The sequence below is a fragment of the Variovorax sp. GW821-FHT09D05 genome (genome assembly GCF_059416325.1).
This window is the reverse complement of sequence record NZ_JBWKOZ010000004.1, coordinates 91,219-113,555: the sequence shown is the minus strand read 5'-3', so window position 1 is coordinate 113,555 and position 22,337 is coordinate 91,219. Positions and strand designations below refer to the sequence as shown.

Genomic DNA, 22,337 nt, shown 5'->3' with positions numbered 1-22,337 from the left:
TTGCCATGATCGTCGTCAAGGATGCGGCACCGCCGCCACCGCCGTTCTGGCACCGCCTGAACAGCTTCTTCGCCTTTCCGTTCCAGATGCGGCCGCTGGCCTACGGGCTGCTGCTGTCGTTCTGCAGCCTGTTCTTCGACGCGATCTTCTTCCTGCCCGACGCGCTGGCGCTCTTCGTCATCGAGGTCGGCATCATGCTGGCGGCCAGCCGCTACGGCTTCAAGATCATTGCGCTGGGCGCGCGCGGCATCCGCGATTCGGCGGACTTCGGCCGCGAGTCCAGCGACGACTGGACCTACCTGCCGTGGAAGCTGTTCGCGATCACGATGGTGCAGGCCTTCCTCATCGGCTGGCTTGCCTGGTACGCGCCGATCCTCGGCACGGTGGGGCTGTTCGTCATGTCGTTCACGTTCCCGGCGGCGGTGATCGTGCTGGTGCAGTCGGCCAGCTTCTTCCAGGCAATGAACCCCGGCAACGTGATGGACGCGATGCGCATCATCGGCTGGCCGTATGCGCTGCTGTGCTTCTTCCTGTTCCTGCTGAGCACGGGCGCGCAGGTGGCGCTGTCGATGCTGCTGCCGATGTTCGACGGGCGCATCGCGCTGCCGGTGATCAACTTCGCCTTCATCTACTTCGGCTGGGTCATGGCGAGCCTGCTGGGCTACGTGATGTTCCAGCACCACGACGCCTTCGGCTTCGACGCCGTGCCGGGCAGCGAGCTGGGCGACGGCGCCACGGTCGACCGCCGCACGCCCGAGCAGATCGCCGCGCAGCGCATGGACGCAGAAGTGGCGCAGCTGATCACCGAGGGCGACCTCGCGGCCGCATTGGGCTCGGCCTACGAGGCCCAGCGCACGGCCGCGTCCGACGACCTCGCGGCGCAGCGCCGCTACCACCGCGTGCTGGCGCTGATGCCCGACAAGAAGGACACGATGCTCGATCAGGCGCGGCGCTTCATCCCGCTGCTGATGCGGCGCGACCTGGCCTCGGAGGCGCTCAAGGTCTTCAAGGCCTGCAAGGAAAAGGACAAGGCTTTCGCGCTCGACGATGCCGCCATGGTGATCGCGATGGCGCGCGCCGAATGGCGCAACGGCGATGCGCACGCCACGCTGGCACTGCTGTCGGGCTTCGACAAGCGCTTTCGCGGCAACGAGGCGATTCCGCAGGCCTACGAGCTGGCCGCCCGCGCGCTGGTGCAGGGGCTGGGCCGGGCCGACATGGCGCAGCCCATCCTGACGACGATGGAGTCGCGCTACCCCGACAGCGAGCAGACGCAGGAAGTGCGCTGGTTGCTGCGGCCGACCCCGGCGGCCTAGCGCGCGGTACTACGAGGCGCGGCGCGGCGCCACGGCGGCGCCCTCGATGCCGTGCCGTTTCAGCGCCTCGGCAACGAAGCCTGATGCCTTCATCTCCTCGATGAAATCGCTGAGCCACGCCTGCGCAGCGAGCCGGCCCTTCGGCACGCCCATGGCCTGCTCGATCACCATGAAGCGGCCCGGCAGCAGGCGCACGCCGCCCACTCGCGCGGCATCCGCTTCCAACTGCTGCTTCACGCCGGCGGCCACGTCGAGGTTCTGGGCCAGGAACTGGTTCGTGACCTCGGGCGAGGTCGATGCGCGCACCAGCGTGGCGGCCTTCAGCTCGCGCGTGAGGAACAGGTCGTAGGCGCTGCCGCGGCCCACCGCGACGCGCGTTCCCGCGCGGTCGACATCGGTGTTGCGCTGCAGCGGCGAGCCGTTGCGAACCAGATAGGCGCCTTCGATGATCACGTAGGGCGCGGTGTATTCCATGTCCGCCGCGCGCACCGGGTCGATGGCGACAAAGGCCATGTCGACCTGCCGCGCCTTGACCGCTTCGACCACGTTGCCAGCCGAGTTGAACTGCACCAGCTCGACGGCCAGGCCGAGGCGGCGCGCCGCCTCGCGCGCAAGGTCCACAGAGACGCCGCTCGGCACGCCACCCGCGCCGCGGCTGGCGAGGATCGGGTTGCCGAAGTTGATGGCGGCGCGCAGCTTGCCGGTACCGCCGAGCTCCGCCGCGGCGGCTGCTTGCGAACTGGCCCTGGTGCCGGCGCAGCCCGCCAGCAGGAGTCCGCCCGCGGCGCAGAAGGCGCGGCGGGCGATGGCGCGGGAAAGGTCGGACGGTTTCATGCGGGTCTCCGTTCTCCGTATCAGGGCCGGGCCAGCGCCACAAGGCTGCGCACATCGGCGGCAGTGCCCAGCGTCCAGCAGGCTGCAAGAAGCTCGCTCGTGCGCTCCGCGCCCAGGATGCCGTTCGACAGCCCGTGAAACTTGCGCTCCAGGTCCGCGTCGCTCATGGGGCGTTGCAGCGAACCGATGGCGTGCTCGATGAACACGTGCTCGCGGCGGCCATCGGTCAGCACCGCGGTCACGTCGGCGCTGGCCTCGTCGATGCTGTCGTCCACCGTGGCCACGACCTTGCGGCGCAGGGCGACCACGTCGGGCCGCGTCACGATGTCGTCGGCGAATTCTTCTTCGGCCGCACGGCCGAACAGCAGGCCGGCCGCGCACCCGTGGTACACGCTGAACTTGCCTTGCAGCCCGTCGGCCGGCTCCTTCTTGCCCGTGAGTTCGAGCACCAGCGAGTGCACCTTGAGCTCGATGCGTTCGATCTGCTCCGGTGCAATGCCGCGCTCGCGCAGTTGCACGCAGGCGTCGATGCTCGGGTGGATCACGATGCCGCAGGCAAAGGGCTTGTAGCTGTTGAATGAAATCTCGAAACGCTCGCCGAGCTCGTCGGTGACTTCGTTCCATGCGTACCTGGTCGACACCACCTGCGCCCAGCCGCGCGGCGCCTCGATCGCCTTCGGGCTCGCGGTGTAGCCGTGCCGGGCCATCAGCGCGGCCATCAGGCCGGCGCGCGCCGCGCCGCCCGGATGGAATGGCTTGGTCATTGTGCCGAACTGCTCGCGCAGGCCGACCGGCTGCGATGCGGCAATGCCGAGCGCCATCGCCGTGCGGTCCGCATCCAGCCCGAGCAGGCGCGCGCAACCCGCCGCCGCGCCGAACATGCCCGTGGTGCCGGTGATGTGCCAGCCGCGGTCGTAGTGCTCGGGGTAGACGGTGTTGCCCAGGCGGCAGGCAACGTCGATGCCCAGCACCAGCGCATCGAGCACCGCGCGGCCGCTCGCGCCCGTGTGCTCGGCCAGCGCCAGCACGGCGGAGGCCACCGGGCCGGCGGGGTGGATGATGGTCTTCAGGTGCGTGTCGTCGAAATCGAAGGTGTGCGAGCTGATGCCGTTGAGCAGCGCCGCGTTCGCGATGTCGACTTTCTCCGTGCGGCCGAGCACGGTGGCCTGTGGCGCGGGCTGCAGCACCTGCACGGCGGCCAATGCGGCCTCGACGGCTTCGTGCCGCGCGGCGCCCACGGCGCAGCCCAGCCAGTTGAGGAAGGTGCGGTGCGCCTCGTGGTCCACCGCGTCGCTCCAGCCGCGCGAGGCATGGCCCGCGACGTACTCGGCAAGGATGCGGGTGATGGGAGGTGCGTTGTGGTCTGCGGCGACCTGGGTATTGCGGGCCATGTGTGTGAAAGCCTTTGGTGGATAGCTGGGAAGGGAAAAAAGGAAAACTGTGGCGGGCTTCAGGTCGTGAGCTCGATCTTGCGGTCGCGCGCGAGCTGGGTCCATCGCGCGACGTCGGCGCGGATGTAGTCGCCGAACTGCTGCGCGCTCATGGGCATGGGCTCGACGGCCTCGATCGCCAGCTTCTCGCTGAGATCGGGCGCCTTGAGCACGGTGTTGAGCGTGTCGTTGAGCAGCTTCACGACCGCGGGCGGTATGTTGGCCGGGCCGACCACGCCGTACCACTGCATCGCGTCGAAGCCTTTCAAGCCCAGTTCCTCGAGCGTGGGCACGTCCTTGATCTGCGGATGCCGCGCCTTGCCGGTCACTGCCAGCGGACGCACTCGGCCCGACTTGATGTGCGGCATTGCCGCGGCCAGGCCGGGGAACATGGCCTGCGTCTGGCCACCCATCAGGTCGTTGAAGGCTGGCGCCACGCCGCGATACGGCACGTGCGTCATCTGCAGGTCGGTCTGCTGCTTGAAGAGTTCCATCGTCAGGTGCGTCAGCGAGCCCGCACCGGCCGAGCCATAGCTGAGCTTGCCCGCGTTGGCCTTCGCGTATTCGACGAACTGCCTGAAGTCCTTGGCCGGCAGGTCGGCGTTGACCACCAGCACGTTGGGCGTGCCGCCGATCATGCCGATCGGCGTGAAGTCCTTGACCGGGTCGTAGGGCACCTGGCGCGTCGCGGGGCTGGTGCCGTGCGTGGCGACGTAGCCCTGCATCAGCGTGTAGCCGTCGGCCGGGGCGCGGGCCGTGTTCTGCGAGGCGATCACGCCGCCTCCGCCACCCTGGTTGTCGACGATGAAGGTCTGGTTGAGCAGCTTGCCCCAGCGTTCGGTGACGGTGCGGCCCACCATGTCGCTGCCGCCGCCGGCCGCGACCGGCACGATGTAGCGGATGGGCTTGTTCGGAAAGTCCTGCGCGCGCGCAAGACCGTGCATCCCGAGGAATGCGGAAGTAGGAATGGCCAGTGTGAAGGCGCGGCGTTGCATGAATGTCTCCTGGTAGTTGTTCGGGCAAGAGCGGCTGCGCCGCGCGTTCAGTGGCGACGGCTCTGCAGGCGGTCGTAGGCGTCGCTCACGTGGCGCGCCATGAGGTCTTCGCAGCGGGCGATGTCGCCCTTGCGCAGCGCGCGGGCAATGCGCGTGTGCTCGGCGATCGACGCGCGCATGCCCATGTCCTGCGAGAGGTTCTTCAGGCGCGACAGGTGCAGCTTCTGCACGATCGTCCGGTAGGTCTGGGCCAGCGCGTGGTTGCCCGCCGCCTCGACGATGGCCCAGTGGAAGGCGAGGTTCTCGCGGTAGTAGCGCTGCACGTCGTGGGCGGCAAAGGCCGCGTTCATGGCGGCGATGGAGGCGTCGAGCACATCGGCCAGCGCGATGCGTTCCGGCTCGGCCAGCCGCGCCGCGCGGCGCCCGGCAAAGCCGTCGAGCAGGCCGCGCATCTCGTAGAGGTCGTGCACTTCGTCGCTGGTCGGCTCGCGCACGAAGACGCCGGCGTGCTTGCGCGCGACCACGAGTCCGGTGCTTTCTAGTTCGCGCAGGGCCTCGCGCACCGGCACCCGCGAAACGCCGAGCCGGGCGGCAACGTCGGGCTCGTTGATGCGCTGGCCGGTCTTCAATTCGCCCCGCAGGATCATCACCAGCATGTCGTCTCGCACCAGCTTTGCGAGCGGGGTGTCGCGCACGGTCGAGAGGTGATCGGAGGCCTGTTCGGCGAGCCAGGGCAGCATGAGGAGATCCTTTGTTTGCCGGAATATCGTATACGGTTGGCGCCTTTAATGTCCACTGTTTCTATAAAAGTGTTGACACTTTTGGTTGTCGATGAAAACAATCTGGCCCGTTCAAGGTCCTTCTTCATCGAGCCCGCATGCCCCATCTGCCTGCCTCTTCCGCCCTGCAACGCTTTCGCGTCATCGACCTGACCCAGGTGCGCGCCGGGCCCACGGCCTGCAGGCAGCTCGCCGACTGGGGCGCCGACGTGATCCAGGTGCAGATGCCCGAGCACATGCGCGGCGACGACACGCTTGGCGGGCAGGACGGCTCCGACTACCAGTACACCCACCGCAACAAGCGCTCGATCACGCTCAACCTGAAGGAAGAAGAGGGCGTCGCTACGCTGAAGCGCCTGATCGCCAGTGCCGACGTGGTGGTCGAAAACTTCAGGCCCGACGTGAAGTTCCGCCTGGGCATCGACTACGAAACGCTCTCGGCCGACAACCCGGGCCTGGTCTACGCCAGCATCTCGGGCTTCGGCCAGAGCGGTCCGCTTGCCAAGCGACCGGGCTTCGACCAGATCGCGCAGGGCATGGGCGGCCTGATGTCGGTGACCGGCCTGCCGGGCGACGGCCCGGTGCGCGTCGGCATCCCGATTGCCGACCTTTGCGCCGGCATCTTCGCGGCGCAGGGCATCCTCGTGGCCCTGCTGGAGCGCGAAGCATCGGGCCGCGGCCAGTGGCTGCACACCTCGCTGCTGGAGGCGATGGTCTACATGATGGATTTCCAGACCTCGCGCTACCTGATCGACGGCGAAGTCGGCACGCAGGCGGGCAACTTCCACCCGACCAGCATCCCGACCGGCGTCTACAAGGCACGCGACGGCTACCTCAACATCGCCGTCTTCGGCTCGAAGATCTGGGAGCGCTTCTGCCAGATCCTCGGCGCGCCGGAATGGATCGAAGACCCGCGCTATCACGACAAGGCTTCGCGCTCCGTCAACCGCGACACGCTCAACGCCGAGATCGACCGCCGGCTGGCCGCGCAGGACCGCAGCCACTGGATCGAGCAGTTCAACGCCGGCGGCGTGGCCTGCGGCCTCATCAGCGACATGCGCGAAGTGTTCGAGGAGCCGCAGATCCGGCACCTCGGCATGGTCAAGGACGTGGTCTCGGCGCGCCTCGGCCCGCAGCGGCTGGTCGGCCAGCCGATGCAGCTCGAACGCACGCCCAGCACCATCGCCCGCGCAGCGCCGCGGCGCGGTGAACACACGGAAGAAGTCCTCGGCGAACTGGGCCTCGGCCCGGACGAGCTTGCCCGAATGAAAGCGACCGGAGTCTATTGAAGAGAAGAGCATGACCAACCCCACCTACGCATCCAGCACCGAACGCGTGCAGACCTGGCTCGACGCCAGCACGCTGCACATCCGCTTCAACAACCCCGCGCGGCACAACGCGCTGTCGGTCGACATGTGGGAGGCCGTGCCGCAGCTGCTGCGCGAGGCGCAGGACGACGACCGTGTGCGCCTGGTCGTCTTCTCGGGCGCGGGCGAGAAGGCCTTCGTCTCGGGCGCCGACATCTCGCAGTTCGAGGACATGCGCGCGGCGCGCGCGGCCGTGGCCCGCTACGAGGCCATGGCCGAAGACGCGCTGATGAGCATCCACGACTTTCCCAAGCCCACGCTCGCCTGTATCCGCGGCTACTGCATCGGCGGCGGCGTGAACGTGGCGATCAGCTGCGACATCCGCATCGCGGCGCAGGACGCTGTGTTCTCCATTCCGGCGGCGCGGCTCGGCCTGGGCTACCGCTACTCGGCGATGAAGAACCTGGTCGACCTGATCGGCCCCGGCGCGGCGAAAGACCTGTTCTTCACGGCCCGCCGCATCGATGCAGCCGAAGCCAAGGCACTGGGCCTGGTAACGCGCGTGAGCGAGCCGGACGGGCTGGAACAACTGCTCGCCGAATACACCGGCGCGATGGCGGAGAACGCGCCGCTCACCATTGCGGCGGGCAAGGCGATCACGCGCGAGATCCTCAAGCCCTCGCCGGAACTTGACCTGGCGCTGTGCAACTCGCTGATCCGCGACTGCTTCGAAAGCGCCGACTACACCGAAGGCCGCACTGCCTTCATGCAGAAGCGCAAGCCGGTCTTCACCGGACGCTGAGAAGAAGCAAGGAGACAAACACCATGCAGTCGTACTGGATGCAGATGAGCGACGAGGCCACGGTCCTCGAAATACGCGACACGGCCGTGCCGCAGCCGGGAGCGAACCAGCTGCTGGTGCGCATGCGGGCCGCGTCGCTCAACCGCGGCGAGTTCGTGTCGGGCCATGGCCTGCACGGCCAGGCCGGGAGCTGGAAGGCGATCGGCGGGGAGGGGGCCGGCGAGGTCGTTGCCGTCGGCGCGGAGGTCACGCGCTTTCGCGCGGGCGACCGGGTGATGGGCCGCTGCGCAGGGGCTTTTGCCGAATACGCGCTGATGGAAGACATCGAGGCGATGGCCATGCCGGCCAGCCTGTCGTGGGAAGAGGCCGCCAGCGTCGCGCTGACCTTCCTGGTGTCGTACGACATGCTCGTGCTGCAAGGCCGACTGCGCGCGGGCGACTGGGTGCTGATCAACGGCGTGTCTTCCGGCGTGGGCGTGGCTTCGCTTCAACTTGCCAAGGCGCTCGGCGCCAAGGTGATCGGCACCTCGGGCTCGGCCGACAAGCTGGCGCTGCTGCAAAGCCTGGGGCTCGATGTCGCGATCTGCACGCGCACACCTGACTTCGCGGCCGCCGTGCTGGAGGTGACGCAGGACCACGGCGCCGACATCGTCATCAACACCGTCGGCGGCACGGTGTTCGCCGAAAACATCCGCGCGATGGCCTTCGAAGGCCGGCTCGCCACCGTGGGCTATGTCGACGGCGTGGTGAAGGCCGAGCTCGACCTGGCGGCCCTGCATGCGAAGCGGCTGGCCGTGTTCGGCGTGTCCAACAAGCTGCGCAGCAAGGCGCAGCGCGCAGCGGCGCTGCCCGCCTTCGTGGCCGACGTGCTGCCGCACATTGCCGCGGGGCGGATCAAGCCGCACGTCGACCGCGTCTTCGACTTCGCCAGGCTGCAGGAAGCGAAGGACCGGATGGAAGCCGGAGGCCATGTCGGAAAGATCGTGCTGCGAATGCCGCCCGCGGGCTGATCGATCCGTCCCGAAGCGCGCGACGAAAAACACAATGAAGGAGACAAGCGCATGAACACCAGAAACCTCGTCATGACCCTCGGGCTGTGCGCCTTCGCGAGTACCGGCTGGGCGCAACCGGCGGACTACCCGAGCAAGCCGGTGCGCCTCGTGATCGGCTTCGCCCCGGGCGGCGCGGCCGACTACGTGGCCCGCGCGATGGGCGATGCCTTCGCCAGGGCGCTCGGTCAGCCGGTGGTGATCGACAACAAGCCCGGCAACGGCTCGAGCATTGCCGCGGAAATCGTGGCCAAGGCGCCGCCCGACGGCTACACGCTGCTGATCGCAAGCCCGAGCAGCATCTCGGTGAACCCGGCGCTCAACCCCAGGCTGGCCTATTCGGCGCGCGACCTCGCGCCCGTTACCAAGATCACCACCTCGCCGCTGGTGCTGGCCGTCAACCCCGCGACTGGCATCCGCTCGGTGGCCGACCTTGTCGCGGCGGCGAAGAAGGACCCGGGCAAGCTCAACTACTCGACTTCTGGCAACGGCTCGGCGCCGCACCTGGGCGCGGCGCTGTTCGGCCAGATCACCGGTGCCGAGATGACGCACATTCCCTATCGGGGCGGCAGCCTGGCGATCCAGTCGGTGATGGCGGGCGACACGCAGCTGACCTTCGGCACCTCGCCCTCGGTGCTGCCCATGGCCAGCGGCGGCAAGCTGCTCGCGCTGGCCGTCAGCACGCGCGAGCGCTCGCCGCTGGTGCCCGGGCTGCCGGGCATGAAGGAGGCGGGCCTGCCCGACTACCACCTCGAGTTCTGGTACGGCATGTTCGTGCCCGCCGGCACGCCGCCGGCCGTGGTGAAGAAGATCTACGACGCGACCGTCACCGCGATGCAGCAGCCTTCGGTCAAGGCCTCGCTGGCGCGCGACGGCACCGAGGTGTCGGTCTCCGCGTCGCCCGAGGCGTTCGGCAGCTTCCTGGCGGAGGACGGCAAGTTCTGGGTGAAGCTGGTGAAGAGCGCGAACGTCAAGGTCGACTAGCCGCCGGCCAGGACCAGGCTGGGCGGAGCGCAGTTGGTCTGAAGTTAGGATTGCCGCATGCCTCCGCCATCTTCCAGCACCCGTGGTTCCGCACTGTCGGATGCCATCGTCAATGAACTCAAGCAGCTGATCTACACCGGGGAGTTCAAGCCGGGGGAGCGGCTCAACGAGGCGGCCCTGGCACTGCGCATGGGCACCAGCCGCGGACCGATCCGCGAGGCCATCAAGGTGCTGGCGGGGCTGGGCATCGTCAATGCGGTAACCAACCGCGGCGTGTACGTGCGGCAGCTTTCGCTGCGCGAGATGCTGGAGATCTACGAGATGCGCGCACTGGTGTTCGGCTATGCCGCCGACCGCGCCTGCGAGCACCTCACCGAAGAGCACAAGAAGCAGTTCGAGTCGTTGCTGTCTGCGATGGACGCCGCCTGCGACGCGGAAGACGGCACGCTCTACTACGAGCTGAACCTGCAGTTCCACGCGCTGATCCTCACGCTGTCGAACAACCGTCGCGCCCACCAGGCCTACGACGACTACGTGAAGGAACTGCACCTGGTGCGGCGGAAGTACTTCAACGCGCCGGGCAACATGCGCCGCTCGAACATCGAGCACCGCGCGATCTTCGAGGCGATCGTGGCGTCGAACCGCGCGCGTGCGCGCTCTGCCGCCGAACGCCATGTGCTGGCTGGCCGGGCGCGGCTGCTGTCGAATTTCGAAGAGCCGATGCCGGGCGGCTGACGCCCGCTCAGGCGCTTGTCAGGCGCGCTGCAGGGCGCGCGTCACCATGTCGTTCGGCGCCAGCCGCAGCAGGTGCGGCAACAGGCCCAAGGCCTTTTCACGTTCACCGGCATGCAGCAACCCGTTCGCACACACGGAGAGCGTGTCGGCCAGCTGCGGATGGTCGGGCGCGGTCTTCAGCAGGATGCGGCACAGCATGTCGGCATCGCCGAACTCGCGGATGCGGGCGAAGCGGCGCGCGAGCCGGGCCATGTCGTCGGGCTTCAGGCGCAGGCCAGGCTTGGCCTGGTCGAGGTAGGTCTTGTAGCTGGCGTGTTGCAGCGCAATCGTTTCGGGGTCGGTGCCGGGCAGGCGGAAGATGCGGCGCGCGGCCTGGTGGAAGTCGTCGCTCGCGGGCTGCAGCCGCGCGGTGTTGAACCAGGCGCGCAGGGTGTCGGCGTCGTTGGGGCGCAGGGCGGCGGCGGCGCGCCACTCGGCGCAGGCGGGCTCGAACTTCATTGCGGCGGCCAGCCGGCGTGCGGCTGCCACGTGCGCATCGAAGTGGTCGTCGTCGTTCGTCATTTCCGACTTGACGGTTTCGGGCGTTTTCACGCGGCCCAGCAGCATGGCGCCGGTCATCAGCGCGGCGCCGGTCAGCAGGCCACCCAGGTGGGCCATGTAGGCGATGCCCTGGCCACCCAGCCAGTGCTGCATCAGCTCGTTGACGATCCAGGCCGGCAGCAGCAGCAAGGCCGGTGCGGTGACGTAGTTGAAATAGAAGAACAGCTGGTAGAAGAAGCGGATACGCCGCAGCCGGTACATCACCGCGTACATGCCCATCAGCGCCGAGATGGCGCCCGAGGCGCCGAGCCCGTAGCCCTCCTTGCCCGCATAGGCCCAGCCGGCCAGCAGGGAGGAGCCGACGGCGCCCAGCAGATAGAACGTCAGGTAGGTGCCGCGCCCCAGCGCCAGCTCGACCGAGAAGCCGAACAGGAAGAGGAACAGCATGTTGCCCAGCAGGTGGCCGGTGCTGCCGTGCAGGAAGGCGGCGGTGATCCAGGTCCAGGGCTTGAACTCGGCGTCCTTGTTGTAGTCCTGCGACCAGCGCTCGGTGAAGGGCGCCGGCAGCATCGCCTCGTACTGCTGGCGGTCGCGCTTCCATTCGCCGTACTGCGGGTTCGTGGGCTTGATGACCTCGTCGGCCCGCAGCTTCGCCAGGAACTTCTTGTCGTTCTGCAGGCCTTCCAGCAGCTGTGGATAAGCCTCTTCGTGCGGCAGCATGCGCCGGGCCAGCTTGCCGCGCTTGGGGTCGGTTTTTTCCAGCCATTCGACGAAGGGCGGCAGCTCCAGTTCGGGCAGCACGCTCTTCGTGTAGTAGTTGGCGGCACGCTCGCGCGTGTTCTCTTCACTGCGCTGCGGCCCCCAGAACACGAGCATGTTCAGGAGGATCAGCAGCACCGTCATCCACGGTGGGTTGCGCCAGCTCGGTTTGTTCTCGAGCGGGATGGCGTAGAACACGGTGCGGCCGCCGGTGCGATCAGCCGAGGCGGGCGCGGTGGCGCGCCACTTGCGCCTTCACCTGCGCCGGGGCGGTGCCGCCCAGGATGTTGCGTGCGTTCAGCGAGCCGCGCAGGCTCAGCACGTCGTACACGTCCTTCTCGATGCCCGGGTTGAACTGCTGCAGCACGGCCAGCGGCAGCTCGGCCAGGTCGACCTTGTGCGAAGTGGCGGCCTTGACGGCATGCGCCACCGTTTCGTGCGCGTCGCGGAAGGGCAGGCCCTTCTTCACCAGGTAGTCGGCCAGGTCGGTGGCGGTGGCGTAGCCGCGCAGCGCAGCCATTTCCATGGCCTCGGGCTTCACGGTGATGCCGCCGATCATCTCGGCAAAGATGCGCAGGGTGTCCTTGAGCGTGTCGACGGTGTCGAACAGCGGCTCCTTGTCTTCCTGGTTGTCCTTGTTGTAGGCCAGCGGCTGGCCCTTCATGAGCGTGATGAGCGCCATCAGGTGGCCGACCACGCGGCCGGTCTTGCCGCGCGCCAGCTCGGGCACGTCGGGGTTCTTCTTCTGCGGCATGATCGACGAGCCCGTGGTGAAGCGGTCGGCGATCTGGATGAAGCTGAAGTTCTGGCTCATCCACAGGATGAGTTCTTCGCTCATGCGGCTGATGTGCACCATGCACAGGCTGGCCGCAGCGGTGAATTCGATGGCGAAGTCGCGGTCGCTCACGGCGTCCAGGCTGTTCTGGCACACGCCGTCCATGCCCAGCGTCTTGGCGACCAGCTCGCGGTCCAGCGGGTAGCTGGTGCCGGCCAGCGCGGCGGCGCCCAGCGGCAGGCGGTTGACGCGCCTGCGCACCTCGCCCATGCGTTCCGCATCGCGGCTGAACATCTCGACATACGCCAGCATGTGGTGGCCGAAGCTCACCGGCTGCGCCACCTGCAGGTGGGTGAAGCCCGGCAGGATCACGTCGACGTTCTTCTCGGCGATGTCCACCAGTGCCTTCTGCAGCTCGACCAGCAGGTCGCCGATGAGGTCGATTTCGCCGCGCAGCCACAGGCGTACGTCGGTGGCGACCTGGTCGTTGCGGCTGCGGCCGGTGTGCAGGCGCTTGCCGGCGTCGCCGACCAGTTGGGTCAGGCGGGCCTCGATGTTCAGGTGCACGTCTTCGAGGTCGAGCTTCCACTCGAAGGCGCCGGATTCGATTTCGGCGCGAATCTGCGCCATCCCGCGTTCAATGGCGGCGTGGTCCTGCACGCCGATGATCCCCTGTGCGGCCAGCATGCCGGCATGGGCCAGCGAGCCCTGGATGTCGGCCTGCCACAGGCGCTTGTCGAAGAAGACGCTGGAGGTGTAGCGCTTCACCAGGTCGCTCATCGGTTCGGAGAAAAGGGCCGACCAGGCTTCGGATTTCTTGTCGAATTGGTTTTGGGTCATGGGAGCCGTCCAGGAGGCAATAATGGGTTGGTCACCCGATGGATCTGATGTCTGCGATGCGCAACCCGGCGATTTTATCGGCCAGCTCTACCCCCACGCCCCCGTCATCGTCGGAAAGGGTGCGCACGCCCCTGCGCGGCGACCCATCGATCTTCGACGCCTGCCAGATCGGGGTGGTGCTGCGCACCGTGGTGTTCGTCGAGGCGGTGGTGGCCATCGCCACCCTGTTCGTGGCCTCCACGCCCGGCGAATGGCTGGTGCAGACGGCCACCGTCACTGGCGGGGCCCTGCCAGCCACCCTGATGTGGCTGGTGAGCGCCTGCGGGCTGAAGAAGCCGCTGCGGCGCCTGCCGAAGCAGGGGCAGTACGCGGCCGGTGCGGTGCTCGGTGCGGTGTCGGCGCTGTATGGATGTGGCCTGCTGCGGCTGACGGGTGTTCTTGCCAGTGCGCCGTGGCTGGCCAGTGCGTTGACCGGAGCCCTGTTCGCGGGGCTGGTGATGGCCGCGATGGTGCTGCGCGCCCGGGGCCAGACGCCGGCGGCGACCACCGCGCGGCTGGAAGAACTGCAGTCGCGTATCCGCCCCCACTTTCTGTTCAACACGCTCAACAGCGCCATCGCGCTGGTGCGCGAGGAGCCGGCCAAGGCCGAGACCATGCTCGAAGACCTGGCCGAGCTGTTCCGCCAGGCGCTGGCCGACCCGGGCGAATCGTGCACGCTGGCCGACGAGATCGCGCTGGCCGAGCGCTACCTGGCCATCGAGCAGGTGCGCTTCGGCGACCGCCTGCGCATCCGGTGGGACCTGGACGCCGCCGCCAGCAACGCGCGCCTGCCGCCCCTGCTGCTGCAGCCGCTGGTCGAGAACGCCATCAAGCACGGCGTGGAGCCCAGCCCCGAGGGCGCCAGGCTGCGCATCCGCACCGAGCGGCGCGGTTCCATGGTGGTGATCGAGGTGGTCAACAGCCTGCCGCCGCTGCGCTGGGCCGACGAGCCGCTGCCGCGCGGCCACGGCATCGCGCTGGCCAACGTGCGCGACCGCCTGCGGCTGCTGCACGACATGCAGATGCAGTTCAGCGCCGGCATGGACCAGAAAAGCTACCGGGTGCGCATAGCGATCCCCGCCGAATCATGACCCTCAAGACACTCATCGTTGACGACGAAGCCCTGGCGCGCTCGCGCCTTCGCACGCTGCTGCGCGACTGCACATCGCCCGCCGCCGAGGTGGTGGCCGAGGCCTCGCAGGGCGCCGAGGCGCTGCAGCACCTGACCGCGATGGCGCTCGACCTGGTGCTGCTCGACGTGCACATGCCCGGCGTCGACGGCATCGAGGTGGCGCGCGCGCTGCGCAGCCGCTCCGATGCGCCGGCCGTGGTGTTCGTGACCGCGCACGCGACCCACGCGGTGACGGCCTTCGACCTCGATGCGGTCGACTACCTCACCAAGCCCGTGCGCGCCGAGCGTCTGCAGCAGGCGCTGCAGAAGGCAGAACGCTTCCTGAAGGAGCGCCGCGCGCTGCAGGCCGAGGCCGTACCCGAGACGGTGCTGATCCAGGACCGTGGCCGAGCCGAGCGCGTGCCGCTGTCGGAAGTGCTCTACCTCAAGTCCGAATACAAGTACCTCACCGTGCGCACCGCCACGCGCAGCCACATCCTCGACGGCTCGCTCAACGAGTTCGAGGAGCGCTATCCGAACCGCTTCCTGCGCGTGCACCGCAATGCGCTGGTGGCGCGCTCGGCGATTCGCGCGCTGGAGAAATACGACGACGGCGAAGACGCCGAGGGCTGGGCCCTGCGGCTCGACGCCATTCCCGAACCCGTGGCCGTGTCGCGTCGCCAGCTTGCCGCGGTGCGCGAAGTGCTCAAGGAAGCGCGATGAGCGACGACAAGCCCGCGGCTGCCGAGGCGCCACCGCCGCCTGAGCCAAAGCCGGAACCGGCTGCCGAGCCACCGCAGGCCGCAGCGGTCGAGCCCGCACCTGCGCCCAAGGCGCAAGAGCCCGAACCGGTCACCGAGCCCGAACCGGAGCCGCCCGCACCCGCGCGCGACCGCCTGCTGCTGCACATGCCCGTCGACGTGCGCAGCGCCTCGCTGGTGGTGCTCGCGGTGCTGGCCAGCGTGTTCGCGCTGCAGTGGGGCCAGGCCGTGTTCATTCCGCTGATGCTGAGCCTGCTGCTGACCTACGCGCTTTCGCCGCTGGTGGACCTGCTCCATCGCTGGAAGCTGCCGCGCTGGATTGGCGCAGCGCTGATCCTCGTGGGGCTGTTCGGCGGGCTGGGCTGGACCGGCTATTCGCTCTCGGGCAGCGCCTCGCAGCTGCTCGATTCGCTGCCGGTGGCCGCGCAGAAGCTCGGCCAGGCCATGCGCCGCGACAAGGGCGCCAGCGCCACGCCGCTCGAAAGCGTGCAGCAGGCCGCCGCGCAGCTCGAGAAAGCCGCCGAAGAAAACTCCGCCCGCGTTGCAGCGCGCAAGGGCGTGGCGCGCGTGGTCATCGAACGGCCGGGCTTCAACGTGCGCGACTACTTGCTGAGCGGCACCGTCGGGCTGCTGAGCGCGATGGGGCAGCTCACGCTGGTGGCTTTCCTCACTTACTTCGCGCTTTGCTCGGGCGACACCTTCCGGCGCAAGCTCATCAAGATCACCGGGTCGAGCCTGCAGAAGAAGAAGGTCACGGTGCACGTGCTGGACGACATCACCCGCAACATCGAGCGCTACCTGCTGGTGCAGATACTGGTGAGCGGGGTGGTGGGCGTGGCGACCGGGCTGGCGTTCTGGGCCCTCGGCGTGGAGAACGCGGCGGTGTGGGGAATCATCGCGGCCGTGACCAACCTCATTCCCTACATCGGCTCGGTGATCGTGCTGGCGGCCGCGGGGCTGGTGGCCTTCCTCCAGTTCAACAGCCTGCAGATGGGCATCGTGGTGGGCGGCGTGTCGCTGGCGATCCACACGATCATCGGCAACCTGCTGATGCCCTGGCTCACCAGCCGCACCAGCCGCATGAACCCGGTGGCAGTGTTCGTGGGCGTGATTTTCTGGGGCTGGCTCTGGGGCATCTGGGGCCTGCTGCTGGGCATTCCGATCACGATGGTGATCAAGTCGATCTGCGACCGGGTGGAAGACCTGCAGCCGATCGGGGAGCTGCTGGGGGAGTAGGCCTAGCCCAGCAGGGCCTTCAACTCGCCAGCCGCAGCCGTGAGGATCTCCCGCGAAAGAGCCTCGTCGTTGACCGCACGCGACAGCGACACTGCACCCACCAGCGAAGACAGCGCCGAGAATCGGGCGATCGGCTGCAGTGGGTGGGGAGCGTGAACGGCGCCGAGACCGTCTACGAGAGCGACCCCGGCGTCGACTTCGGCACGCGGCTGCAGCTGTGGCTGCTTTTCCCGTTCATCAGCGAGAGCCTGCTTTAGTCGCTGTTGTTGCCGGCAGCTTCTTCACGAAGGTGAGGTCCGGGTCCAGCGGCTTTCCGTCGCGCGTGCGCAGGTCGATCTTCGGCACCGGCTTGCCGCTGTCGCGCTCGAGCAGCACCGAATGCCGCTCGCCCTTGGCGTACAGGTGCGCTTCGCCCCAGTGCCGCAGGCCCACCACCACGGGAAACAGGCCCTTGCCCTTGGCCGTCAGCACGTACTCCTGGTAGAGCGAGCCGTCGGAGGCGGGCACGAGGTCGAGCACGCCTTCCTGCACCAGATTTTTCAGCCGGTCCGACAGGATGTTCTTCGCGACGCCCAGGCTCTGCTGGAACTCGCCGAAGCGCTTCATGCCGTCGAATGCGTCGCGGATGACGAGCAGCGACCATTGGTCGCCGACGATCTCGAGCGCGCGTGCCATCGGGCATGCGTCGGTTTTGAGGCTTCTTCTTCGGGCCATGGCTTTTCTTCCTGCGTTGGGCGCGAGTTTAGACCGCAATGGCCGTTCGGTTGCAGAGTAAAACCGCAATGGCTAGGATCAGCCTGGAGGAATCCCACATGCCCTATCTCCAACTCGATGTGAACGGCCGCCACCCCGTGGCCGACAAGAAACGCCTCGCCAAGAAACTCAGCGAAACCTACGCGCAGATGATGAGCGTCGACATCCGCCGCATCAGCATCGCAATCCGCGAAGTGGGCGAGGGCGGCGTGTGGCGCATGGTGGACGGCGAGCCCGCCGAGGTGTCGGTGCTCATGTGCGACATCCGGCGCGGCCGTTCGGCCGAACTGCGGCTCGAAGTGGCCAAGGCGCTGTGCCGCGACTGCATCGAGATCCTGGGCCTGCGCGAAGATCGGCTCAATGTCGAGTTCACCCAGCATTCGGGCGACGAGATGTACCACCCGACGCTCGGCGGCTACAGCCCCGAGTGGTCCGAGGGCGAAGAAGCTCAGTGAGCAGCAGCCGCGTGCGCACGATGCAGCCGTGAGAAGCGCGCGATCATCAGCGGCCCCAGCAGCGCGCCCAGCCCGACCGAACTCCACGCCGCCACCCAGCCGTGCGTGCTGCCCAGGCCGAAGCGCGTCTGCCCCCAGTCCAGCGCGAGGCCGAACACCCACGGACTGAGCGCACCCGCGCCGAAGCCCATCACCGAACGCACCGAGTACGCCACGCCCAGCCGGTGCGGCGCCACCACGTCGGCCAGCGCGGTCGAGTAGACCGACGAATCCGCAATGGCGAGCAGGTTGTAAATGGCGGCGGCCGCAGCCAGCAGCCACAGCGGCCAGCTCCACATCCAGCCGAAGGCGAAGGACATGCACAGGCTTGCGACGGTGGCGATCATCATCACCCGCGCGCGGCCGAGCCGGTCGGAAGCCGCACCGCCCGCGATGCTGCCGAACACGCTGACGAGGTGCGCCAGCGCGGCAAGCGCGATGCCCGCGCCTTGCCACGATGTCGCCGTGCCCGACGACGCCACCAGATAGGCCGGCAGCCACGCCCACAGCGCCATGAGCTCCCAGCAATGGAAGGCGTAGGCCCAGTTGCCCGCCATCGCGGGCTTGTCGCGCACCGTGGCGGCCAGCGCGTGCCAGGTGCCTTCGCGGAACGCGCCAGGCACGGGCGCCGAAGGCGGCCGCATGCGGCGCAGCGCCTGCAGCGTCAGCAATGCGCCCGCCACGGTGCAGCCCGCCGCGACCAGCAGGCCCAGCCGCCAGTGCTGCAGATGGCTGAATGCCGCCACTACCGCGAGCGAGAGCGCATAGCCCATCGACGACGAACCGATGAAAAGGCCCATCGCGCGTCCACGTACGGCGGGCTCGGTGTTGCGCGCCAGCAGCTGCAGGCCCGGCGTGTACGAGGCCCCCGCGCACAGCCCGGCCAGGCCGTAGAGCAGCATCGCCGAGAGATGGCCGCGCGCGAAGATGGCGAAGGCCAGTGCCGCCATCGCGCTGATGGCGCTGCCGGCGAAGAAGATGCGGTGCGGCCCGTAGCGGTCGGCCAGCAGGCCCACGGCGAACAGCGAGCTCATGTAGCCCACGTGCCAGGCGCTCTGGATCGAGCCGGCCTGCGCGGCCGTCATGTGCCAGTCGGCCATCATGAACGGCAGCACGCCGGAATAGGCGGTGACGATCATCGCCTGCAGCAGCCGGCTCGTGCACAGCAGCGCCAGCCAGCCGCGCTGCGGGGCAGGCTCAGCGCAATGCACGTTGCAGGAGCACGGTGTCGACCCACTGCCCGAACTTGAAGCCGATGTCGCGCAGCACGCCGACCTGCTCGAAGCCCAGGCTCTCGTGCAGCCGCAGCGAGCCTGCGTTGGCGCTGTTGCCCACGCACGCCACCATCTGCGTGAAGCCGCCGTCGGTGCAGCGCCGGATCACTTCGCGCAGCAGCGCCTTGCCGATGCCATGGCCGTGCATGCCTTGCGCGACGTAGATCGAGTCTTCCACCGTGTGCCGGTATGCGGAGCGGGCGCGGTAGGCGGTGGCGTAGGCATAGCCGGCGACCTCGCCGTCCTTCAGCGCGACGAGGTAGGGAAGGCCGCGCTGGAGCACATCGGCGCGGCGCGCCTGCATCTGGTCGACGGTGGGTACTTCTTCCTCGAAAGAGCACAGGTCGTGCAGCACGTAGTGGCTGTAGATGGCCTGCACGGCGGCCATGTGATGCGGCTCGGCGTCGAGGATTTCAACGGTGGCGGAAGTGAGGCATGGAGATGACATGGCCCGATCTTGACGATCCACACTTGATAAGTGAAGCTTCGCTGAGCTATGCAAGGCATAAGAAATACTTTGGATAAATCACTGAACCTAGACCAGCTCAGGTCCTTCGGGCTGGTGATCGAAACCGGCAGCTTCTCGGCAGCGGCCGACCGGCTAGGCATCTCGCAGCCGGCCGTGAGCCTGCAGATTCGCCAGCTGGAGCGCCACTTGGCGGTGCGCCTCGTCGAGCGGGTCGGCAAGCGCGCGAAGGCCACGCCAGCGGGCATGGAGCTGCTGCGCCACGCGCAACACATCGAGACCGCGGTCGAGAACGCCGTCGATGCATTGGCCGACCATGCCAGCGGCATCGCGGGCCGCGTGCGGCTGGGCACTGGCGCGACGGCCTGCCTGCATTTCCTGCCGGCCGTGCTGCGTGGCCTGCGCGAGCAGTTTCCGGAGCTGGGCGTGGTGGTCAGCACCGGCAACACCGAAGACCAGGCGCGCAAGGTGGAAGAGAACAGCCTCGACCTAGCGCTGGTCACGTTGCCGGCGGCCGGGCGTTCGTTGACGGTGATGCCGGTGCTCGACGACGAGTTCGTCGCCATCGGCCGGGCAGACCTCGCGCCGCTGAAGGCGAGGGTGGCGCCGAGCGATCTGGGCGCGCTGCCGCTGGTGCTGTTCGAGCCCGCTGCCAACACGCGCAAGCTGGTCGACCGCTGGTTCGCCGCCGGTGGCCTGCAGCCGCAGCCCGTGATGGAGCTGGGCAGCGTCGAGGCGATGAAGGAGATGGTGGCCGCGGGCTTGGGCTATGCCATCGTGCCCGGCATGTCGATGGTGGGCCGCGGCGCTCACCCCGAGCTGAAGACCAGCCGCCTGAATCCACGCGTGCACCGAACGCTGGCCGTGGTGATCCGGCGGGACAAGCCCGTCAACAAGGCCTTGCGCGTGGTGCTCGACGCGATCGTGGCGGCCGGAAAGAAGCCCGGCCGCCGCTGAAGGGTCAGTGCTGCGTTATTCCGGAACCGTAGCCAGCGAAGCACCGCCGCGTGCCCGGCCCAGCGTGCCGACGATGAGCGCAGCGATCAGCACCAGCACGCCGCTGAGCACCATCGCGCTGGAGATGCCGAAGCTGTCGACCGTCACGCCGCCGATCAGCGCGCCGGAGGCAATCGCCACCTGGAAGCCGCTCACCAGCAGGGCCTGGCCGGCTTCGGGTGCGTCGGGCACCGCTTCCATCATCCAGCCCGTGAGCGCCACGGGGATCAGGCCGAAGGCCACGCCCCAGATCACGACCACCACCGCGCCTGGCACGAAGCCGGAGCCGATCACCGTCGTCAGCAGCAGGGCAGTGGCGAGCATCAACGCCGCCAGCAGGGTGGTGCCGCGCACGCTGCGCGCCACCAGGCTGCCGCCGACGAAGGTGCCGACGAAGCCCACCGCGCCGTAGACCAGCAGCAGCGTCGAGACCGAGTTGGGCGCCAGGCCGAACACCTGTTGCAGCAGCGGCTTCAGGTAGGTGTAGGCCGCGAAGTGGCCGGCAATGAAGAACAGCACCGCGAGCAGGCCGACCTGCGCCATGCGGCGCGTGAGCGGCGTCAGCAGGTCGCGTGCGCCGATGGCGCGCACCGGCGGAATCGCGGGCAGCAGCCACAGCTGCACCAGCAGCACGATGGCCGCCAGTGCACCGGTCACCGCGAACGAGGCGCGCCAGCCGAACAGCGTGCCGAGGAACGAACCTGCCGGCACCCCGAGCACCGTGGCGGCCGACACACCGGCCAGCACCAGCGACATGGCGCGTGCCTGCGAGGCATGCGGCACCAGTTGCGTGGCGGCGGCGGGCGCAAAAGTCCAGAAGCCGCCCACGCACAGGCCGAGCAGCAGGCGCGCCACCAGCATCGTGCCGAAGTTGGGCGCGAAGGCGGCGAGCAGGTTCGAGGCGATCAGCAGCGTGGTGAGCGCGATCAGCACGGTGCGGCGGTCGAGCTTGCCCGACGCCACGATCAAAGCCGGGCCGGCGAATGCAGCCAGCACGCCGGGCATGGTGACCATCAGGCCGGCCGTGCCGTCGGACACGTTGAGCCCGCGCGCAATGTCGGTCAGCAGGCCGATGGGCATGAACTCGGTCGAGACCATCGCGAAGGTGCCGACGGCGATGGAGCTGACGGCGAGCCATGCGGAGCGGGACGCAGGCACTGGTGCGGAGACCGGCGCCGGTGCAGCGAGGTCGTCGATGCACGGGTTGCTGCTTGGGGAATTCATCATGGGAAGCGGTCCTTGGAAGCATCGGCGATGCGTGGGCCAATGCTGGTGAAGAGGCATTGGAGTGTGCGAGCCGTCGCCTCCGCGACAAAGACGCCGGGGAGCAGTAGTCAGTTTCCCTGGGGCGAACAATCGACCCTTTTGATGGCTGTAGCCATCCGCGTATCCGTATTTGCTGGCTTTGCTGGCGCGGTCCGCAGCTACAGCACCCGACCGTCGGCGATGAACGAGTCGCCGATCAGTACACGAAAGACCGCACCCTGCGCAAACTTCGGTTGCGCCACGGCCGGCGAGAGAAATTCGACCTCCAGCACCGCAGGCTTGCCGCGCTCCAGCGCATCGCCCGGTGGCACGACCCAGCGCGCCGAGAAGCCTTCCTTGTCGATCACCAGTGCGCAGCGGTATTCACCCGGCGCAATCGGCACGTCCTGCGAGGGTAGCGCGGGCTTGCGGAAGGTGAGCTCGACGCGCGCATGCGGCGTGAAGGCGCCTGCCGTGTCGAAGCTCGGCGGCATGACGGCCGGCGCACTCGGCGCACGGCGCGGGCGCTTGCTGATGAGCCATGCAATCACGTTGCCGATGATCGGTACCCACAGCACCATCAGCAGCGTGGCGATGTCGCGCGTGGTGGTGCCGGGTGTCGCGTAGTGACGGACGACGGCGCCACCGACGGCCACGCACAGCAGGACGATGACGATGACCTTGCGGCGGAACTGGATCTTGGTGGTGCTCATGTTCTGGGTGGCGCCGCTTCGGGAAGCGATGGAATGTCGGATGCGTGATCGAGTCACGACTTCTGATGCGAGGTCTGGTTGCGAGTCTAGGGCCACCGCGAGTG

22 protein-coding genes are annotated in these 22,337 nt (G+C 68.2%); 11 read left to right on the top strand and 11 right to left on the bottom strand.

From position 1 onward, the window contains the following. The first annotated feature begins 5 nt into the window (after positions 1-5). A complete protein-coding gene (locus AC07O3_RS11775; RefSeq protein WP_093049296.1) occupies positions 6-1,316 on the top strand; it encodes a hypothetical protein in 1,311 nt (436 codons plus the stop codon). Positions 1,317-1,325: 9 nt separating this feature from the next. Here the strand turns inward: AC07O3_RS11775 and AC07O3_RS11770 are convergent, their stop codons facing one another. The 4 genes from AC07O3_RS11770 to AC07O3_RS11755 are packed head-to-tail and all read right to left on the bottom strand — an operon-like array spanning position 1,326 to position 5,315. Next, positions 1,326-2,150: an ABC transporter substrate-binding protein gene (locus tag AC07O3_RS11770; protein ID WP_495339380.1), complete on the bottom strand. Its 825-nt coding sequence runs from the start codon at positions 2,148-2,150 to the stop codon at positions 1,326-1,328. Between the two features lie 20 nt (positions 2,151-2,170). Next, positions 2,171-3,541, bottom strand: a complete 1,371-nt coding sequence (locus AC07O3_RS11765) for an MmgE/PrpD family protein (RefSeq protein ID WP_495339379.1) — start codon at positions 3,539-3,541, stop codon at positions 2,171-2,173. A gap of 59 nt (positions 3,542-3,600) precedes the next feature. Then, the gene (locus AC07O3_RS11760; protein ID WP_093049305.1) at positions 3,601-4,575 is read right to left on the bottom strand and encodes a Bug family tripartite tricarboxylate transporter substrate binding protein; all 975 of its coding nucleotides are present in this window, start codon (positions 4,573-4,575) and stop codon (positions 3,601-3,603) included. Positions 4,576-4,622: 47 nt separating this feature from the next. Continuing rightward, complete coding sequence (locus tag AC07O3_RS11755; RefSeq protein ID WP_495339378.1) at positions 4,623-5,315, bottom strand: GntR family transcriptional regulator; 693 nt, start codon at positions 5,313-5,315, stop codon at positions 4,623-4,625. Positions 5,316-5,452: 137 nt separating this feature from the next. Between AC07O3_RS11755 and AC07O3_RS11750 the strand changes: the two genes are divergently transcribed. The 5 genes from AC07O3_RS11750 to AC07O3_RS11730 are packed head-to-tail and all read left to right on the top strand — an operon-like array spanning position 5,453 to position 10,231. Further along, positions 5,453-6,643 (top strand): CaiB/BaiF CoA transferase family protein, encoded by a 1,191-nt coding sequence (locus tag AC07O3_RS11750; RefSeq protein WP_495339377.1) that lies wholly within the window; start codon positions 5,453-5,455, stop codon positions 6,641-6,643. 10 nt (positions 6,644-6,653) lie between these two features. Then, positions 6,654-7,463, top strand: a complete 810-nt coding sequence (locus AC07O3_RS11745) for an enoyl-CoA hydratase (RefSeq protein WP_495339376.1) — start codon at positions 6,654-6,656, stop codon at positions 7,461-7,463. 23 nt (positions 7,464-7,486) lie between these two features. Next, positions 7,487-8,473, top strand: coding sequence for a zinc-binding dehydrogenase (locus AC07O3_RS11740; protein WP_097199820.1), 987 nt, complete (start codon positions 7,487-7,489; stop codon positions 8,471-8,473). A gap of 51 nt (positions 8,474-8,524) precedes the next feature. Next, positions 8,525-9,496, top strand: a complete 972-nt coding sequence (locus AC07O3_RS11735) for a Bug family tripartite tricarboxylate transporter substrate binding protein (RefSeq protein ID WP_426391793.1) — start codon at positions 8,525-8,527, stop codon at positions 9,494-9,496. A gap of 57 nt (positions 9,497-9,553) precedes the next feature. After that, positions 9,554-10,231, top strand: coding sequence for a GntR family transcriptional regulator (locus tag AC07O3_RS11730; protein ID WP_093075625.1), 678 nt, complete (start codon positions 9,554-9,556; stop codon positions 10,229-10,231). 18 nt (positions 10,232-10,249) lie between these two features. Here the strand turns inward: AC07O3_RS11730 and AC07O3_RS11725 are convergent, their stop codons facing one another. Further along, positions 10,250-11,728 carry a rhomboid family intramembrane serine protease gene (locus AC07O3_RS11725; RefSeq protein ID WP_093172214.1) on the bottom strand — a complete coding sequence of 493 codons (1,479 nt, stop codon included), beginning with the start codon at positions 11,726-11,728 and terminating at the stop codon, positions 10,250-10,252. A 19-nt stretch (positions 11,729-11,747) separates the two neighbouring features. Then, entirely contained in the window at positions 11,748-13,145 is a 1,398-nt protein-coding gene (gene argH, locus AC07O3_RS11720) for an argininosuccinate lyase (protein ID WP_093049331.1), read from the bottom strand. Positions 13,146-13,201: 56 nt separating this feature from the next. Between argH and AC07O3_RS11715 the strand changes: the two genes are divergently transcribed. The 3 genes from AC07O3_RS11715 to AC07O3_RS11705 are packed head-to-tail and all read left to right on the top strand — an operon-like array spanning position 13,202 to position 16,292. Further along, a complete protein-coding gene (locus tag AC07O3_RS11715) occupies positions 13,202-14,275 on the top strand; it encodes a sensor histidine kinase (protein ID WP_143047724.1) in 1,074 nt (357 codons plus the stop codon). Continuing rightward, complete coding sequence (locus tag AC07O3_RS11710; protein ID WP_495339375.1) at positions 14,272-15,018, top strand: LytR/AlgR family response regulator transcription factor; 747 nt, start codon at positions 14,272-14,274, stop codon at positions 15,016-15,018. The genes AC07O3_RS11715 and AC07O3_RS11710 overlap by 4 nt, the downstream gene beginning before the upstream one ends. Next, complete coding sequence (locus AC07O3_RS11705; protein ID WP_495339374.1) at positions 15,015-16,292, top strand: AI-2E family transporter; 1,278 nt, start codon at positions 15,015-15,017, stop codon at positions 16,290-16,292. Before AC07O3_RS11710 ends, AC07O3_RS11705 begins: the two co-directional genes overlap by 4 nt. A 237-nt stretch (positions 16,293-16,529) precedes the next feature. Here the strand turns inward: AC07O3_RS11705 and AC07O3_RS11700 are convergent, their stop codons facing one another. Then, entirely contained in the window at positions 16,530-17,006 is a 477-nt protein-coding gene (locus tag AC07O3_RS11700) for a winged helix-turn-helix transcriptional regulator (RefSeq protein ID WP_093172210.1), read from the bottom strand. 98 nt (positions 17,007-17,104) lie between these two features. On the opposite strand from AC07O3_RS11700, the gene AC07O3_RS11695 reads away from it, so the two are divergent. Then, on the top strand, positions 17,105-17,500 hold the full coding sequence (locus AC07O3_RS11695; RefSeq protein ID WP_093049343.1) for a tautomerase family protein: 396 nt from the start codon (positions 17,105-17,107) through the stop codon (positions 17,498-17,500). Here the strand turns inward: AC07O3_RS11695 and AC07O3_RS11690 are convergent. Further along, complete coding sequence (locus tag AC07O3_RS11690) at positions 17,494-18,750, bottom strand: MFS transporter (RefSeq protein ID WP_495339373.1); 1,257 nt, start codon at positions 18,748-18,750, stop codon at positions 17,494-17,496. The two genes, AC07O3_RS11695 and AC07O3_RS11690, sit on opposite strands and share 7 nt — an antisense overlap. After that, a complete protein-coding gene (locus AC07O3_RS11685) occupies positions 18,737-19,261 on the bottom strand; it encodes a GNAT family N-acetyltransferase (protein WP_495339372.1) in 525 nt (174 codons plus the stop codon). Before AC07O3_RS11685 ends, AC07O3_RS11690 begins: the two co-directional genes overlap by 14 nt. A 48-nt stretch (positions 19,262-19,309) precedes the next feature. On the opposite strand from AC07O3_RS11685, the gene AC07O3_RS11680 reads away from it, so the two are divergent. Then, the gene (locus AC07O3_RS11680; protein WP_495339371.1) at positions 19,310-20,236 is read left to right on the top strand and encodes a LysR family transcriptional regulator; all 927 of its coding nucleotides are present in this window, start codon (positions 19,310-19,312) and stop codon (positions 20,234-20,236) included. A 15-nt stretch (positions 20,237-20,251) separates the two neighbouring features. Here AC07O3_RS11680 and AC07O3_RS11675 read toward each other — a convergent pair whose 3' ends face one another. After that, positions 20,252-21,502 carry an MFS transporter gene (locus AC07O3_RS11675; protein WP_495339370.1) on the bottom strand — a complete coding sequence of 417 codons (1,251 nt, stop codon included), beginning with the start codon at positions 21,500-21,502 and terminating at the stop codon, positions 20,252-20,254. Between the two features lie 197 nt (positions 21,503-21,699). Further along, on the bottom strand, positions 21,700-22,233 hold the full coding sequence (locus AC07O3_RS11670; protein ID WP_097199812.1) for a hypothetical protein: 534 nt from the start codon (positions 22,231-22,233) through the stop codon (positions 21,700-21,702). Positions 22,234-22,337 lie beyond the last annotated feature (104 nt).

What these genes read in the sequence shown, in the direction of transcription:
- AC07O3_RS11710 (WP_495339375.1), top strand. Translation starts at nt 14,272, where the DNA reads ATGACCCTCAAGACACTCATCGTTGACGACGAAGCCCTGGCGCGCTCG.
- AC07O3_RS11755 (WP_495339378.1), bottom strand. Translation starts at nt 5,315, where the DNA reads ATGCTGCCCTGGCTCGCCGAACAGGCCTCCGATCACCTCTCGACCGTG.
- AC07O3_RS11670 (WP_097199812.1), bottom strand. Translation starts at nt 22,233, where the DNA reads ATGAGCACCACCAAGATCCAGTTCCGCCGCAAGGTCATCGTCATCGTC.
- AC07O3_RS11680 (WP_495339371.1), top strand. Translation starts at nt 19,310, where the DNA reads ATGCAAGGCATAAGAAATACTTTGGATAAATCACTGAACCTAGACCAG.
- AC07O3_RS11685 (WP_495339372.1), bottom strand. Translation starts at nt 19,261, where the DNA reads ATGTCATCTCCATGCCTCACTTCCGCCACCGTTGAAATCCTCGACGCC.
- AC07O3_RS11705 (WP_495339374.1), top strand. Translation starts at nt 15,015, where the DNA reads ATGAGCGACGACAAGCCCGCGGCTGCCGAGGCGCCACCGCCGCCTGAG.
- AC07O3_RS11745 (WP_495339376.1), top strand. Translation starts at nt 6,654, where the DNA reads ATGACCAACCCCACCTACGCATCCAGCACCGAACGCGTGCAGACCTGG.
- AC07O3_RS11770 (WP_495339380.1), bottom strand. Translation starts at nt 2,150, where the DNA reads ATGAAACCGTCCGACCTTTCCCGCGCCATCGCCCGCCGCGCCTTCTGC.
- AC07O3_RS11775 (WP_093049296.1), top strand. Translation starts at nt 6, where the DNA reads ATGATCGTCGTCAAGGATGCGGCACCGCCGCCACCGCCGTTCTGGCAC.
- AC07O3_RS11695 (WP_093049343.1), top strand. Translation starts at nt 17,105, where the DNA reads ATGCCCTATCTCCAACTCGATGTGAACGGCCGCCACCCCGTGGCCGAC.
- AC07O3_RS11740 (WP_097199820.1), top strand. Translation starts at nt 7,487, where the DNA reads ATGCAGTCGTACTGGATGCAGATGAGCGACGAGGCCACGGTCCTCGAA.
- AC07O3_RS11760 (WP_093049305.1), bottom strand. Translation starts at nt 4,575, where the DNA reads ATGCAACGCCGCGCCTTCACACTGGCCATTCCTACTTCCGCATTCCTC.
- AC07O3_RS11700 (WP_093172210.1), bottom strand. Translation starts at nt 17,006, where the DNA reads ATGGCCCGAAGAAGAAGCCTCAAAACCGACGCATGCCCGATGGCACGC.
- AC07O3_RS11735 (WP_426391793.1), top strand. Translation starts at nt 8,525, where the DNA reads ATGAACACCAGAAACCTCGTCATGACCCTCGGGCTGTGCGCCTTCGCG.
- argH (WP_093049331.1), bottom strand. Translation starts at nt 13,145, where the DNA reads ATGACCCAAAACCAATTCGACAAGAAATCCGAAGCCTGGTCGGCCCTT.
- AC07O3_RS11715 (WP_143047724.1), top strand. Translation starts at nt 13,202, where the DNA reads ATGCGCAACCCGGCGATTTTATCGGCCAGCTCTACCCCCACGCCCCCG.
- AC07O3_RS11730 (WP_093075625.1), top strand. Translation starts at nt 9,554, where the DNA reads ATGCCTCCGCCATCTTCCAGCACCCGTGGTTCCGCACTGTCGGATGCC.
- AC07O3_RS11675 (WP_495339370.1), bottom strand. Translation starts at nt 21,502, where the DNA reads ATGATGAATTCCCCAAGCAGCAACCCGTGCATCGACGACCTCGCTGCA.
- AC07O3_RS11765 (WP_495339379.1), bottom strand. Translation starts at nt 3,541, where the DNA reads ATGGCCCGCAATACCCAGGTCGCCGCAGACCACAACGCACCTCCCATC.
- AC07O3_RS11750 (WP_495339377.1), top strand. Translation starts at nt 5,453, where the DNA reads ATGCCCCATCTGCCTGCCTCTTCCGCCCTGCAACGCTTTCGCGTCATC.